9 protein-coding genes are annotated in these 13,408 nt (G+C 66.5%); all 9 read right to left on the bottom strand.

All coding sequences use genetic code 11. The annotated features are described in order from the left end of the window. Positions 1–123 precede the first annotated feature (123 nt). Positions 124–1,491, bottom strand: coding sequence for an OprD family porin (locus FAS41_RS21320; protein WP_138525424.1), 1,368 nt, complete (start codon positions 1,489–1,491; stop codon positions 124–126). A 161-nt stretch (positions 1,492–1,652) separates the two neighbouring features. Then, positions 1,653–3,209 carry a galactarate dehydratase gene (gene garD, locus FAS41_RS21315; RefSeq protein WP_138525423.1) on the bottom strand — a complete coding sequence of 519 codons (1,557 nt, stop codon included), beginning with the start codon at positions 3,207–3,209 and terminating at the stop codon, positions 1,653–1,655. A gap of 32 nt (positions 3,210–3,241) precedes the next feature. Then, entirely contained in the window at positions 3,242–4,609 is a 1,368-nt protein-coding gene (locus tag FAS41_RS21310; RefSeq protein WP_138525422.1) for an MFS transporter, read from the bottom strand. A gap of 543 nt (positions 4,610–5,152) precedes the next feature. Beyond that, on the bottom strand, positions 5,153–6,592 hold the full coding sequence (locus FAS41_RS21305) for an aldehyde dehydrogenase family protein (RefSeq protein WP_138525421.1): 1,440 nt from the start codon (positions 6,590–6,592) through the stop codon (positions 5,153–5,155). Positions 6,593–6,605: 13 nt separating this feature from the next. Then, positions 6,606–7,517, bottom strand: coding sequence for a 5-dehydro-4-deoxyglucarate dehydratase (kdgD, locus tag FAS41_RS21300; protein WP_138525420.1), 912 nt, complete (start codon positions 7,515–7,517; stop codon positions 6,606–6,608). A gap of 138 nt (positions 7,518–7,655) precedes the next feature. After that, complete coding sequence (locus FAS41_RS21295; RefSeq protein ID WP_138525419.1) at positions 7,656–8,396, bottom strand: FadR/GntR family transcriptional regulator; 741 nt, start codon at positions 8,394–8,396, stop codon at positions 7,656–7,658. A 427-nt stretch (positions 8,397–8,823) separates the two neighbouring features. Further along, the gene (locus tag FAS41_RS21290; protein WP_138525418.1) at positions 8,824–10,014 is read right to left on the bottom strand and encodes a beta-barrel domain-containing protein; all 1,191 of its coding nucleotides are present in this window, start codon (positions 10,012–10,014) and stop codon (positions 8,824–8,826) included. Further along, on the bottom strand, positions 10,004–12,163 hold the full coding sequence (locus FAS41_RS21285; RefSeq protein WP_138525417.1) for a type I secretion system permease/ATPase: 2,160 nt from the start codon (positions 12,161–12,163) through the stop codon (positions 10,004–10,006). The genes FAS41_RS21290 and FAS41_RS21285 overlap by 11 nt, the downstream gene beginning before the upstream one ends. Then, on the bottom strand, positions 12,163–13,407 hold the full coding sequence (locus FAS41_RS21280) for a TolC family protein (RefSeq protein WP_138525416.1): 1,245 nt from the start codon (positions 13,405–13,407) through the stop codon (positions 12,163–12,165). Before FAS41_RS21280 ends, FAS41_RS21285 begins: the two co-directional genes overlap by 1 nt. Position 13,408 lies beyond the last annotated feature (1 nt).

The following is a 13,408-nucleotide window of genomic DNA, read 5'->3' as shown; positions in this document are numbered from 1 at the left end:
CTTCCGACCCGTAGGGCGCATAACGCGCCAGCGTTATCCGCCGTTGGAGTCGATGGCTACCATGGCGGATAACCTGTTCCAGGTTATCCGCCCTAAGCTCGCTCCTACCAGTCGAGTTTGCGGTCAGAGCAACGGCAAGGTGTAGCTGACGATCAGGCGGTTCTCGTCCTGGTCGCGCTGGGTCGGCGTGCCGGAGCCGCTGGCGGGCAGGCCGCTGCGCAGCATGGCGTTGCGCCAGGAGAAGCCCAGCCCCTTGAAGCTGCCCTCGGGGATCACATAGGACAGCGTCAGGTCGCGCTCCCACTCGCCCTCGTCGCCGCTGGCGGTCTTCACGTCGTCGCCCTTGAGGTAGATCGCCGCGAAGGTCAGGCCCGGCAGGCCGGCCTGGGCGAAGTCGTAGCCGTAGCGCGCCACCCAGGTTCGCTCGCCGGCATGCAGGAACTTGCCGATCTGCACGTCGGTGATCAGGTAGGCGCTGCCGCTGGCACCGTCGCCCCGGTTCAGGTACGGGAAATCGCTGTCACCGTTCATGACCTGATAGCCGGCACCGAAGCTGTGTCCGGACAGGCTGTAGGTGAACATTCCGCTGTAGGTGCGATTGTCCACCTCGCCCTTGGTCACCCGGTTACCGTAGTAGCCGCTGGAGAGGTAGCCGTCGGCTTGCCCTGAGGTGCTGCCGTTCTTGCCATCGGAATCGCTGTCGAAGGCGCGCAGGTCGGTCTTCAGCACACCGGGGCCGAGGTTCAGGCTGTGTTGCAGGCCGAGGAAGTGCTGCTGGTAGAACTCGCTGAGCTGGCCGTAGTAGTACTGCAGCGTCAGGTCCTTGCTCAGCTTGTAGTCGCCGCCGGCATAGTAGAACTCGTTGCTGTCGCGGGCCGTCGCGCCGCTGTTGGCGCCCTGGATCGACAGGCCGCGCCAGTCGCTGGAGTTGCGCCCGCGGGTGTGTTCCAGCTTGCCGGCCACCAGGCTCAGGTTGTCGATGTCGGCGCTGGTCACCTGCCCGCCCTCGAAGGTGCCGGGCAGCAGGCGACCGTCGTTGTAGGTCACCACCGGCAGCTTGGGCATCAGGGTGCCGTAGCGCAGTTCGGTGCTGGAAATCTTCGCCTTGAGGGTCGGACCGAAGCTGCTGAAATCGTTCACCGCCTCGCCGTTTCTTTTCGACGGGAACACGGTGCCGGCCTGCTGACTGGCGGATTCGTAGTGGGTGCCGCCGCCACTGTCCAGCCGGACGCCGAGCAGTCCGATGGCGTCGACGCCCACCCCCACGGTGCCCTGGGTGTAGCCCGAGGCATAGTTGAGAATGAAACCCTGGCCCCACTCTTCCTGGCGGCTCGGTTCGGCAGTGCCGTTGCGGTTGTCACTGTTAATGTAGAAGTTGCGCAGGGTCAGGCTGGCCTTGCTGTCTTCGAGGAAGCCGGCAGCCTGGGCGGCAGGCACGAGCAGGCCGAGGGCGGCGCAGGCGATGGCGGCGCCCAGGGTGGAGTTTTTCATTGTTGTCTCCGGATCGTGGATTTCAGGGTGAGCGCCGCCCGTCCCAGCAGAGCGGGCAGACGCGAGGTTTCTAGCTTTTTGTAGGAGCGAGCTTGCTCGCGAACGGGCAAGCTCAGGGCTACCCGCAGCGTCTGGCGGCGCTGCGGGCGTTCAGGCGCGGATCAGGTCACCGGAGCCGGATTGAACAGCACCAGGTCGTTGTGCAGGCGGTGGCGTTCAGCCCAGGTGTGCACCTTGCCGCTGGCCACGTCGAGATAGAGCTGGAAGATTTCCCAACCCAGTTCGTCGAGGGTCATGCGCCCGGAGGTGACCCGGCCGGCGTCGACGTCGATCAGGTCCGGCCAGCGCTCGGCCAGCTCGGTGCGCGTTGCCACCTTGATCACCGGCGCCATGGCCAGCCCATAAGGCGTGCCGCGGCCCGTGGTGAAAATGTGCAGGTTCATCCCGGCGGCCAGTTGCAGGGTGCCGCAGATGAAGTCGCTGGCCGGGGTGGCGCAGTATTGCAGGCCCCTGCCCTTCACCCGCGCGCCGGGCGAAACGACCCCGGCGATGGCGCTGTTGCCGGACTTGGCGATGGAGCCCATGGCCTTCTCGACGATGTTGTTCAGCCCGCCCTTCTTGTTGCCGGGCGTCGTGTTGGCGCTGCGGTCGGCCATGCCGCGGGCGAGGTAGCGGTCGTACCAGTCCATCTCGGCGACCAGTTGCTCGGCCACCTCGCGGGTGGCCGCGCGGGCGGTGAGCAGGTGGATGCCGTCGCGCACCTCGGTGTTTTCGGAGAACATCACGGTGGCGCCAGCACGCACCAGCAGGTCCGCCGCCACACCGAGGCCGGGGTTGGCGGTGACGCCGGAGAAGGCATCGCTGCCGCCGCACTGCATGCCCACCACCAGCTCCGAGGCCGGCACGGTTTCGCGGCGGCGCTCGTTCAGCACCACCAGACGCTCTTCGATCAGATCGAGGATCTGCGCCACCATGCCCTGGAAGCCGTTGCCGGACTCCTGCAGGCGGTACAGCCACTGCGCCTCGTCCTGGCCGGCGGTGAGCGCATCGCCGTCCATCAGTTGCACCGGCTGCAGCTTCTCGCACCCCAGGCCGATGACCAGCGCCTGGCCGCCTAGGTTGGGGTTGCGCGCCAGGTTGTACAACGTGCGAATCGGGATGATCGCGTCCGGCGCGTTGATCGCCACGCCGCAGCCGTAACTGTGGGTCAGCGCCACTACGTCATCGACGTGCGGGTACTTGGGCAGTAGCTCGCGGCGGGCGCGCTCCACGCAGTGGTCCAGCACGCCGGTCACGCACTGTACCGTGGTGCTGACGCCCAGCAGATTGCGCGTGCCGACGCTGCCGTCGGCGTTGCGGTAGCCCTCGAAGCTGTAGCCGGTCAGTGGCTCGGCGGCGGGCGGCACGTCGGTAGCCAGCGGCAGCGCATCCAGCACCGGCGGCTCCGGCAGGCTGAGCAGCTGCTCGGTGACCCAGCGACCCTTGGCGATGGGTGCCAGCGCATAACCGATCACCGTGCCGTAGCGCAGCACCGGCGCACCTTCGGCTATGTCCACCAGCGCCACCTTGTGGCTCTGCGGGATCGACTCGGCAGCTACCAGTTCGTCTGGAAAGCGACCGCCAGCGGCCACGCCCTGGTCGTTGACGACGATGGCGACGTTATCGTCCGCGTGCAATTTCACGTAGCGCGGCGAGTCCTGGTGCGGGATCAACTGCATGACACTCATCTCCGAAATACCCCCGGAACTGCTCAGGAATTGGCCGGGGCCAGACGTTTTTCATCGACACGGCGCGGCGACTTGGGCGCTTCGTCGCTCAGCTCTACCCGCTCGATACGGCCGACGATGAACAGGTAGCTCAGCACCGCCACCAGGGCGTTGGCGCCGACGAACACCAGCGCCCACTTGAACGAGCCGGTGGCGCTGATCAGGTAGCCGATGACGATCGGCGTGGTGATCGAGGCCAGGTTGCCGAAGGTGTTGAACAGGCCACCGGAGAGGCCGGCGATCTGCTTGGGCGAGGTATCCGCCACCACCGCCCAGCCCAGCGCACCCAGGCCCTTGCCGAAGAACGCCAGGGTCATGAAGCCGACCACCATCCACTCGGCATCCACGTAGTTGCAGAACACCATGGTGGTGGACAGCAGCAGGCCGCAGACGATGGGCAGCTTGCGGGCGAAGGTCAGCGAATGGCCGCGGCGCAGCAGGTAGTCGGAGATGATCCCGCCCAGTACACCACCGAGGAAGCCCATCAGCGCGGGCAGCGAAGCGATGAAGCCGGCCTTGAGGATCGACATGCCGCGCTCCTGCACCAGGTACACCGGGAACCAGGTGAGGAAGAAGTAGGTGATCGCGTTGATGCAGTACTGGCCCAGGTACACGCCCAGCAGCATGCGGCTGCGCAGCAGCTGGCTGACGTAGTGCCATTTCGGGCCGTCACTGGCGCGCTTCTGGTCCATGTCGACCATACCGCCGCCCGCCTCGATGGCTGCGACTTCAGCGGCGTTGGTGCGCGGGTGTTCCTTGGGGTTGTAGATGGTCTTCATCCAGATGCCGGCGAAGACCATGCCCAGCACGCCCATCACCACGAACACGTGCTCCCAGCCGAAGTGGAAGACGATCCAGCCCATGATCGGCGCGAACAGCGCGGTAGCGAAGTACTGCGCCGAGTTGAAGATGGCCGAGGCCGTGCCGCGTTCGGCGGTGGGGAACCAGGCGGCGACGATGCGTGCGTTGCCGGGGAAGGACGGCGCCTCGGCGAAGCCCACCATGAAGCGCAGCAGGAACAGTGCGATCACCGCGCTGGCCACCGGCAGGTAGCCGACGAAGCCCTGCAGGAAGGTGAACAGCGACCAGATGAAGATGCCCGCCGCATAGACCTTCTTCGAGCCGAAGCGATCCAGCAGCCAGCCGCCGGGAATCTGCCCGGCCACGTAGGCCCAGCCGAAGGCGGAGAAGATGTAGCCGAGGGTGACCGCGTCGATGCCCAGGTCCTTCTGCAGGCTGGAGCCGGCGATGGAAATGGTGGCGCGGTCGGCGTAGTTGATGGTGGTTACCAGGAACAGCATCAGCAGGATCAGGTAACGCACATGCGTCGGTTTGGCGGTTGCTTGGCTCATCGATTGCGTCTCGTGTCTTGTTTTTATGGGAGCGACCGGCGCATGCCGGCCAGATTATCAGCCAGCCCGCTGCGGCGAGCCGTTACCGCCTCCTTGCCGACGTACGGCGGCCGGGGCCGGTACGTCCGTTCCGACTCGCGTACTGACGACATGCGCGAGCGACACAGGAAAGTGCGCGCCATGGCCGGCAGGCAGCCGGATGGCGAAGTGCTTGAGAGCGTGGAGCGAAGAAAACAGCCCCGCCGGGCGTCTGCCGAGCAGGCAAGACGGCGCGACGCGGCCAAGGAACGGGCGCGGGGGAAGCCGGCGCGCGACGGCGCGGCGATGTGCAATCGGATGTGTGATCGATTGATTCAGCATGACGACCTACCAGCGAAAGTGAGCGGAGTGGGAAGCTCGCGGCGCGTTCAGCGCCTGGGTTCGCGGGTACGTGTCGACTGCGGGCAGACGATGGTCATGGTGGTTCCCCTGCTTTGTTCTTGTATCGGGGTTACGGGTGCTTTCGCAGCGAGCGGCCATGGCAAGGGCCGCTCGCTGAGCCGGTCAGGCGCCGACGTAGGCGGTCTTCACCGTGGTGTAGAACTCCTGGGCATAACGACCCTGCTCGCGCGGCCCATAGGACGAGCCTTTGCGACCGCCGAACGGCACGTGGTAATCCACCCCGGCGGTAGGCAGGTTGACCATCACCATCCCGGCCTGGGCATGCCGCTTGAAATGCGCCGCGTGCTTGAGCGAGGTGGTGGCGATCCCGGCGGAGAGACCGAATTCGGTGGCGTTGGCCTGGGCCAGCGCTTCGTCGTAGTCCTTCACCTTGAGGATGCTGGCCACCGGGCCGAAGATTTCTTCGCGGTTGATGCGCATCTCCGGGGTGGTCTCGTCGAACAGCGCCGGGGCCATGTAGTAGCCGTCGGTGGCCAGCGCCAGACGCTCACCGCCGAACAGCAGGCGCGCGCCTTCGTTGCGGCCGATCTCGACGTAGTCCAGGTCCTGGCGCAGCTGCGCTTCGGAGACCACCGGGCCGATGTCGATACCTTCATGCAGCGCGTTGCCGACCTTGATCCTGCGCATGCGCTCGACCATGGCCTCGACGAAGCGCGGGTAGATACCTTCGGTGACGATCAGCCGGCTGGAAGCGGTGCAGCGCTGGCCGGTGGAGTAGAAGGCGCTCTGCACCGACAGTTCCACGGCGCTGGCGAGGTCTGCGTCGTCGAGGATGATCTGCGGGTTCTTGCCGCCCATCTCCAGCTGCACCTTGGCACCACGGGCCACGCATTGTGCGGCGATGCGCCGGCCGACACCGACCGAGCCGGTGAAGCTCACGGCGTCCACCTGCGGGTGGTTGACCAGGGCTTCGCCAATCACGCTGCCACGGCCCATCACCAGGTTGAACACGCCATTGGGGAAACCGGCGCGGGAGATGATTTCCGCCAGCGCCCAGGCACTGCCGGGCACCAGGTCGGCGGGTTTGATCACCACGCAGTTGCCGTAGGCCAGGGCCGGCGCGATCTTCCACGCGGGGATGGCGATGGGGAAGTTCCACGGGGTGATCAGGCCGACCACACCGACGGCTTCGCGGGTGACCTCGACACTGACGCCGGGACGGACCGAGGGCAGCAGGTCGCCGGCCAGGCGCAGGCATTCGCCGGCGAAGAACTTGAAGATGTTGCCGGCGCGACCGACCTCGCCGATGGCTTCGGGCAGGGTCTTGCCCTCCTCCCGCGCCAGCAGCGCACCCAACTCGGCGCGGCGCGCGAGGATCTCGCTCCCGACCTTGTCCAGCGCATCGGCGCGGGCCTGCACATTGCTGTTGGACCAGGCCGGGAAAGCGGCGCGGGCCGCCTCCACTGCCTGGTTGACCAGCGCGGCATCGCCCAGGGCGTAGTCGCCGACCACGTCGGAGAGGTCGGACGGATTGCGGTTCGGGGTCGCGTCGGTAGCGGCCAGCCACTGGCCGTCGACGTAGTGCGAATACTGTTGTGCCACGGGGACCTCCGGCTTACTGCGGGCCGAGTTTCTTGATCAGCGCGTCGAGCATCTCGACTTCTTCGCCGGTGAGATCGGTCAGCGGTGCGCGCACCGGACCCGCGTCATGGCCGACCAGCTTGGCGCCGGCCTTGATGATGCTCACGCCGTAGCCTTCGCAACGGTTGCGGATGGCCAGGTAAGGCAGGAAGAAATCGTCGATCAGGCGGTTGACCGTGGCGTGGTCGTCAGCGGCGATGGCGTTGTAGAACTCGATGGCAGTCTTCGGGATGAAGTTGAAGACGGCGGAGGAATACACCGGCACGCCCAGGGCCTTGTAGGCCGCCGCGTACACTTCGGCGGTCGGCAGGCCGCCCAGGTAGGTCAGGCGCTCGCCCAGGCGGCGGCGGATGGCGACCATCGGCTCGATCTCGCCGATGCCGTCCTTGAAGCCGATCAGGTTCGGGCAGCGATCCGCCAGTTTTTCCAGGCTGTCGGCGTTCAGGCGGCAGACGTTGCGGTTGTATACCACCACGCCGAAGTCCACCGAGCGGCAGACCTGCTCGACGTGGGCCACCAGGCCTTCCTGGCTGGCTTCGGTCAGGTAGTGCGGCAGCAGCAGGATACCGGCGGCGCCCTGCCGTTCGGCTTCCTGGGCGTAGGCGATGGCCTGGCGGGTCGGGCCGCCAGCGCCAGCGAGGATCGGCACCTGACCACGGCAGGTGTCCACCGCGGTCTTGATGATCGAGGAGAACTCGTTGGGTTCCAGCGAGAAGAACTCGCCGGTGCCGCCGGCCGCGAAGAGTGCACTGGCGCCGTACGGGGCCAGCCACTCCAGGCGGCGGGCGTAGGTGTCCGCGCGGAAGTTGCCCTGGGTATCGAAGTCCGTCACGGGGAACGACAGCAGACCGGACGAAAGGGTGGACTTCAGTTCTTGTGGATTCATTGGCGATCACCCTGCAAAGCGAATTTTTATAGGAAGAGGTGGAACGACAATCGGCTTATGGCGTCTTGTTGTCAGTCATCGTACAACTACAAATAAAAGACGGCAAGTCATCAGACAACCTTTTCTTCCGCCCGCTCGTCAGCCGAGTTTTTCTTCGGCCGATTCGTGGGCGCGGCGCAGGCGTTCGCGGGAATTGGTGAGGTGCAGGCGCATGGCGGCGCGGGCGGCGTCGCTGTCGTGGCGGGCGATGGCCTCGAAGATGTCTTCGTGCTCGCGGTTGACCCGCGCCAGATACTGGCCCTGGTCGTCATGGGCCAGGCGCGCGGAGTTGAGCCGGGTACGCGGGATGATGCTCGCCCCCAGGTGGCTCATGATGTCGGTGAAATAGGAGTTGCCGGTGGCCTCGGCGATGCGCAGGTGGAACTGAAAGTCCGAGGCCACTGCGTCGCGGCCGTGGGCCTGGCTCTCTTCCAGGGCGTCCAGGGCTTCGCGCAGGCCCTGCAACTGCTCCGGCGTGCGGCGCTGGGCGGCGAGCCCGGCGGACTCCACCTCCAGGCTGATGCGCAGTTCCAGCACGGCGAGCACATCGCGCAGGGTCACGATGGTCGCCGGGTCGATGCGGAACGGGCCGTCCTTGGGCGTGTCCAGCACGAAGGTGCCGATACCGTGGCGCGTCTCCACCAGCCCTGCAGCCTGCAATCGGGAGATCGCCTCGCGCACCACGGTGCGGCTGACGCCCTGCTCGGCCATGATCGCCGACTCGGTGGGCAGCTTCTCCCCCGGCTTGATGCGGCCGTCGCGGATACGCGCGGAAAGCTCGGCGACCACGTCGTGGGCGAGGCTGCGGGAACGTTTGCGGGGAAGCGGGCTGGTGGGCATGGGAGTCGCTGGATAAGAAGAGAGGCAGTCATCGTACAACATCAGGCGCCACGGGGGCCATGGCCCGCCAGGTTGTGTGATGACTGCCCTGCCCCACGCTCCCAGCTTCTTTATGTAGGAGCGAGCTTGCTCGCGAACGATTTTCCCGGTAGTTCCGGCGCTGGGAGGTTCGCGAGCAAGCTCGCTCCTACAGGAAGAACCGTAGTGGTGGATGCGAGGATCGACTGGCCGCCGTAGGAGCGAGCCGACCGCATGCCCCGCCCGGACATCCATGGCAGGTCGGCTCGCCCCTACAGTGCCACGCCCTTCCCTCCCCAGGTCCCCGGCCCTTTCCCGTCCGGGAAAGGAGGCGTACGCCGGGTGTTTCCGTGTTCACCTCATGGCCCGCCGGGCCATCCCCGGATGACCGTTCGTGCGGGGTACCTCGCTACATCAACCGCGCCTTGAGCAACGGCCGCAACAGGTAGTTCAGCACGCTGCGCTTGCCGCTGAGGATGTCCACTTCGGCGACCATGCCGGGGATGATCGGCAGCACCTCGCCGTTACGCGTCAACTGGCTGCCGTCGGTCTTGATCAGCACCTGGTAGTAGTACTCCTTGCCGTGCACCGTATCTTCTTCGATCGTGTCGGCGCTGATCTGTTCCAGGGTGCCCTTCAAATCGCCGTAGATGCTGTAGTCGTAGGCAGTGATCTTCACCTTGGCCGGCATGCCCGGCACCAGGAAGGCCACGTCGCGCGGCTTGACCTTGGCCTCCACGAGCAGGCGTTCCTCCACCGGGATCACTTCCATGATCGGCTCGCCCGGCTGCACCACGCCGCCACGGGTGCTGATCAGCACGGTGTTCACCCGCCCGCGCACCGGCGAGAGAATCTCCGTGCGGCGCAGCTGGTCCTTGCGCTGCTGGACGATGGGCTCGATCTGCGCCAGCTGGGCCTTCTTCTCCTGGCGCTCGGTGTAGGCATCCTGGAAATAGCTGTTCTTCAGCTCGGTGAGCTTGCCGCTCAGGGTGGCGATGTCCTGACTGAGCTTGAGCGCCTCCATCTGGCTCACCGCGCGGCGCTCCACCAGCGGCTTGACCAGCGCCAGCTGGCTCTGCGCCAGGCGAATCTGCTGCTGCAGCGAACGGGTGTTCTCCTCCAGCTTGTCGCGCCGCGACTTGAACAGCTCGCGCTCGGAGCGCGCCACCGGGCCGTCCGCGGACATGCCTTCAGGGAAGACGATGTGGTCCTGGCCCATCACCTCGGCATCCAGCCGGGCAATCGCGGCGCCGAGCACTTCGGCCTGGTTGGCGGCTTCCTGCCAGGAGGTCTCGAAATGCGTGCGATCCAGGCGCACCAGCGGCTGGCCCACCTGCACCAGCTCACCCTCCTGCACCAGCAGGCGGTCAAGAATGCCGCCCTCCAGGCTCTGGATCTTCTGCATGCGGCTGAACGGCACGACCCGGCCGTCGCCACGGGTCACTTCGTCCAGCTCGGCCCAGGCCGCCCAGGCGATGGCGGCGACCAGGCTCAACAGCAGCGCCCAGAGCAGTGGTCGCGACACCGGATGACTGGCAGCCAGCAGCGGGTCCTGCAACTCTCGGCGCAGGCGTTCGGCAGCGCGGGATTCACTGGCCATGGACGGCTCCTTCCTGTCCGGGAATATGGACCGTGCGGTCCTTGACGATCTGGTCCAGGGTGCCGTCCATCACCACCTTGCCCTGGCTGAGCACCACGGCACGGGTGGCCACGGCGAGCATGGTCTTCTTGTGCGTGGTCATCACCAGCGTGCGGCCTTCCAGCCAGCGCTGCAGGTAGCCGATGACGTGCAGTTCGGTGCTCTGGTCGAAGGTCGCGGTGGGTTCGTCGAGCAGCACCACGGACGGGTCCTGCAGCAGCACCCGGGCCAGCCCCACGGCCTGGCGCTGGCCGCCCGAGAGGCTGCCGTTGCCCAGCAGCGGAAGGTCCAGCCCCAGCGGGTGGGAACGGATGAAATCGCCCAGGCCGACACCGTCCAGCGCCTCGAACATCTCCTCGTCGCTGATCGCCGCGCCTTCCAGGTTGAGGTTGTCGCGCAGGGTTCCATAGAACAACGCCACATCCTGCGGCAGGTAGCCGATGTGGCGGCGACGGTCGGATGGGTCGATCTGCGCAATCGCCACATCGTCCAGCAGCAGGCGACCCGATTGTGCGTCGTACAGACCGGCCAGCAGGCGCAGCAGGGTCGACTTGCCGGCACCATTGCCGCCCAGCAGCGCGATGCGCTCGCCGGGGCGGATCTCCAGCGCGGAGACATCCACCGCCGGCGGGTTCTCGCCATGGGCCAGCTTCAGGGCCTCCAGGCGGTAATGCCCGGCAAGGCGTTCCTTGCGCACGAAGCGCTTGTCCTGCGGGCGCTCGCTGGGCGCCTGCATCAACTGGTCGAGCCCTTCCATGGCCACCCGGGTGTGCTGCCAGCGGCCGAGAATGCCGGCGGCCTGAGACAACGGCGCCACCGCGCGGGACGCGAGGATCGAGCAGGCCACCAGCGCACCGACGCTCAGCTCACCCGCGCTGATGCGGTAAACGCCGAACACCACCACGCCGACGTAGCACAGTTGCTGGACGATGCTCGCACCGTAGGACAGCGCGGTGGTCAGGGTGTGGGTGCGCATGGCGTTGCCGGCCAGCTGCGCGGTGAGGTTTTCCCAGAGGTGCAGGCAACGGCCTTCGGCGCGGGTGGCCTTGACCGATTCGAGGTTCTCGATGGATTCCAGCAGGATGCCGTTCTTCACCGCGCCCTCGCGCAGGTTCTCCCGCGACAGCCGCGCCAGCAGTCCCTGGCAGAACAGGCCGGGCAGCAGCATCAGCAGCGCCGCCACTGCCGGCACCCAGACCAGGTACCCGCCGATCAGCGCGATGATCAGCAGGAACAGGAACACGAACGGCAGGTCGCTGATCATTGCCGCACTGGATGCGGTAAAGAACTCGCGCACGCCCTCGAACTCGCGCACCTGCGTACTGAACGCGCCCACCGAGCCGGGTTTGGCGGCCAGCCGGGTATTGAGCACGCGCTCGAACAGCAGCGTCGACAGTTGCAGGTCGATGCGCTTGCCCATGGTCGTCAGCAGGTGCCCGCGCAGGGCACGGATCACCCCCTCCAGCACGATGGCCAGGCCCACGCCGGTGGCGAGGATCCACAGGGTGTCCATGGCCGCGTTGGGCACGACACGGTCATATACCTGCATGGCGAACAGGGCTGAAGCAATCGCCAGCAGGTTCGCCATCATCGCCGCCATGGCGACTTCGAAATAGGAGCGCCAGAGCCGCTTCAGCGGGCCGAAGAACCAGTGGTCCGGCTCACGCCGGGCGAAGTCTCCGACGCGCCCGTCCGCGCGGTAACGGCACTTGGCGAAGATCGCCACGCCGCTGTAGCGCTGCGCCAGCTCCGCCAGCGCAATCCGTTCGGCGCCGCCGTCGCTGTGCGGCACCAACACGCTGGCCGTCTGCTCATCCTGCTCGCAGAGCACCAGCGTACCGCCGTCCTCAAGCAGCAACAGCGCTGGCAGCAGGTAGTTGTCCATCTTCGCCAGGGCCAGGCGCTCGACCCGCGCGACGATGTCTGCGCGGCGCAAGGCTCGGGGTACGAAGCGCAGCGGCAGGCGGCCCTGGTGCAACGGCATGCCCTCTCCCAGCTCGGCCACGCCCAGCGGCCGACCCAGTTGCCGACAGAGCAGGGAAAGCCCCTGGCGCAGCGGGTCGGCCTCGACCTCGTACTCCGCCAGCAGTACCACATTCTCGGCGCTCATCAGGAGGCTCCCGCAGACAGGTGATGTTCCAGCAATGGCCCGAGCAGGCCGATCTGCGCGGCGGCACGGTATTCCACGCGCTTGCGCTCGAAGCGCAGGTTGGCCAGCTGGCGTTCGGCCTCGAAACGCTCGCGCTGCACGTTGAGCAGGTCGATCACGTCACGCCGGCCAACTTCGAACTGGTCGCGGTAGACACCGCTGACCTGATCCGATTCGCGCACTTGCTGCACCAGCGAATCCTCGCGCCAGCGCAGGGTGTCGTCGGTGTCGAACAGCGTCTGCAGCTTGCGCTTGATATCGCGCTGCATGGCGTCGCGGGTCCAGCGGGTGGCCTCCAGATGCTGCTGGGCAGCGGTGGGCCGACGGAAGTTGGACAGGCCCTCGAAGGTATCCATGCGCAGGCGCAGCGACACGACCGAGTCGTTCTCCAGGTGCCCGCCGATCTCCCGGCGCAGCGAGGATGCCTCCAGGTTTACCTGCGGCAGGAGCGATGCCTTGCTCTCGCGCAGTTGGGCCTCGGCCACGTCGGCGTCCTCGGAGGCCTTGCGGTACAGCGGACTGTCGACGATCAGACGATTCATGTCAGTCCCCACCAGATAGCGTTGCATGGACAACGGTTCCGGTTCGGCGAGGTCGGCCGGCGGCTTGCCGACCAGTACCTCATACTGGTTGCGGGCATCCTGCAGGGCCCCCTTCTCCAGAGCCAACTGCTCCTGCGCGCGGGACAGTTCGAGGTTGGCGCGGTCCAGCTCGCTGCGGTCGGAATAGCCATCACCGCCGCGCGCCTGGGTCATCTCGCGGATGTCGCCCAGGCGCTGGATGTGCTCGCGAACCGTCTCGATCCGCGCCTGGGCGGCGAGTACGTCGAGATAGGTCTCGACGATCTCCAGCGCCGCATCCTCGCGCTTCACCAGGGCCGTCTCGTCGAGCTGGCGATGAGTGGCCTTGGCGCTGTCGACCTTGCTTTTCATCCGGCCCCAGTCGTAAAGCATCTGCGATGCGGTGAGGTCATAGACGACTTCACCGAAATCGAATTCATTGGGCCCGCCGGACATGCTCACCTGCGGGTAATACCCTCCTTTGCTGATTTCCACATCGGTCTTGCCGCGTTGCGCTTCCGCCAGCGCGGCGCGGACTTCGGGATGGATCGCGAGGCCGGCGCGCACGGCCTCGTCCAGTGTCTGCCCCTGGCCTGCCGCGCTCGTGAGCAGCAGGCCATACAACCAGGCGTTGCGTAATGTCATG

This window comes from Pseudomonas nicosulfuronedens, from assembly GCF_005877905.1.
Taxonomy (GTDB): Bacteria; Pseudomonadota; Gammaproteobacteria; order Pseudomonadales; family Pseudomonadaceae; genus Pseudomonas; species Pseudomonas nicosulfuronedens.
Note: the sequence above shows the minus strand (reverse complement) of the source record. Positions and strands in the feature narration are given on the sequence as shown.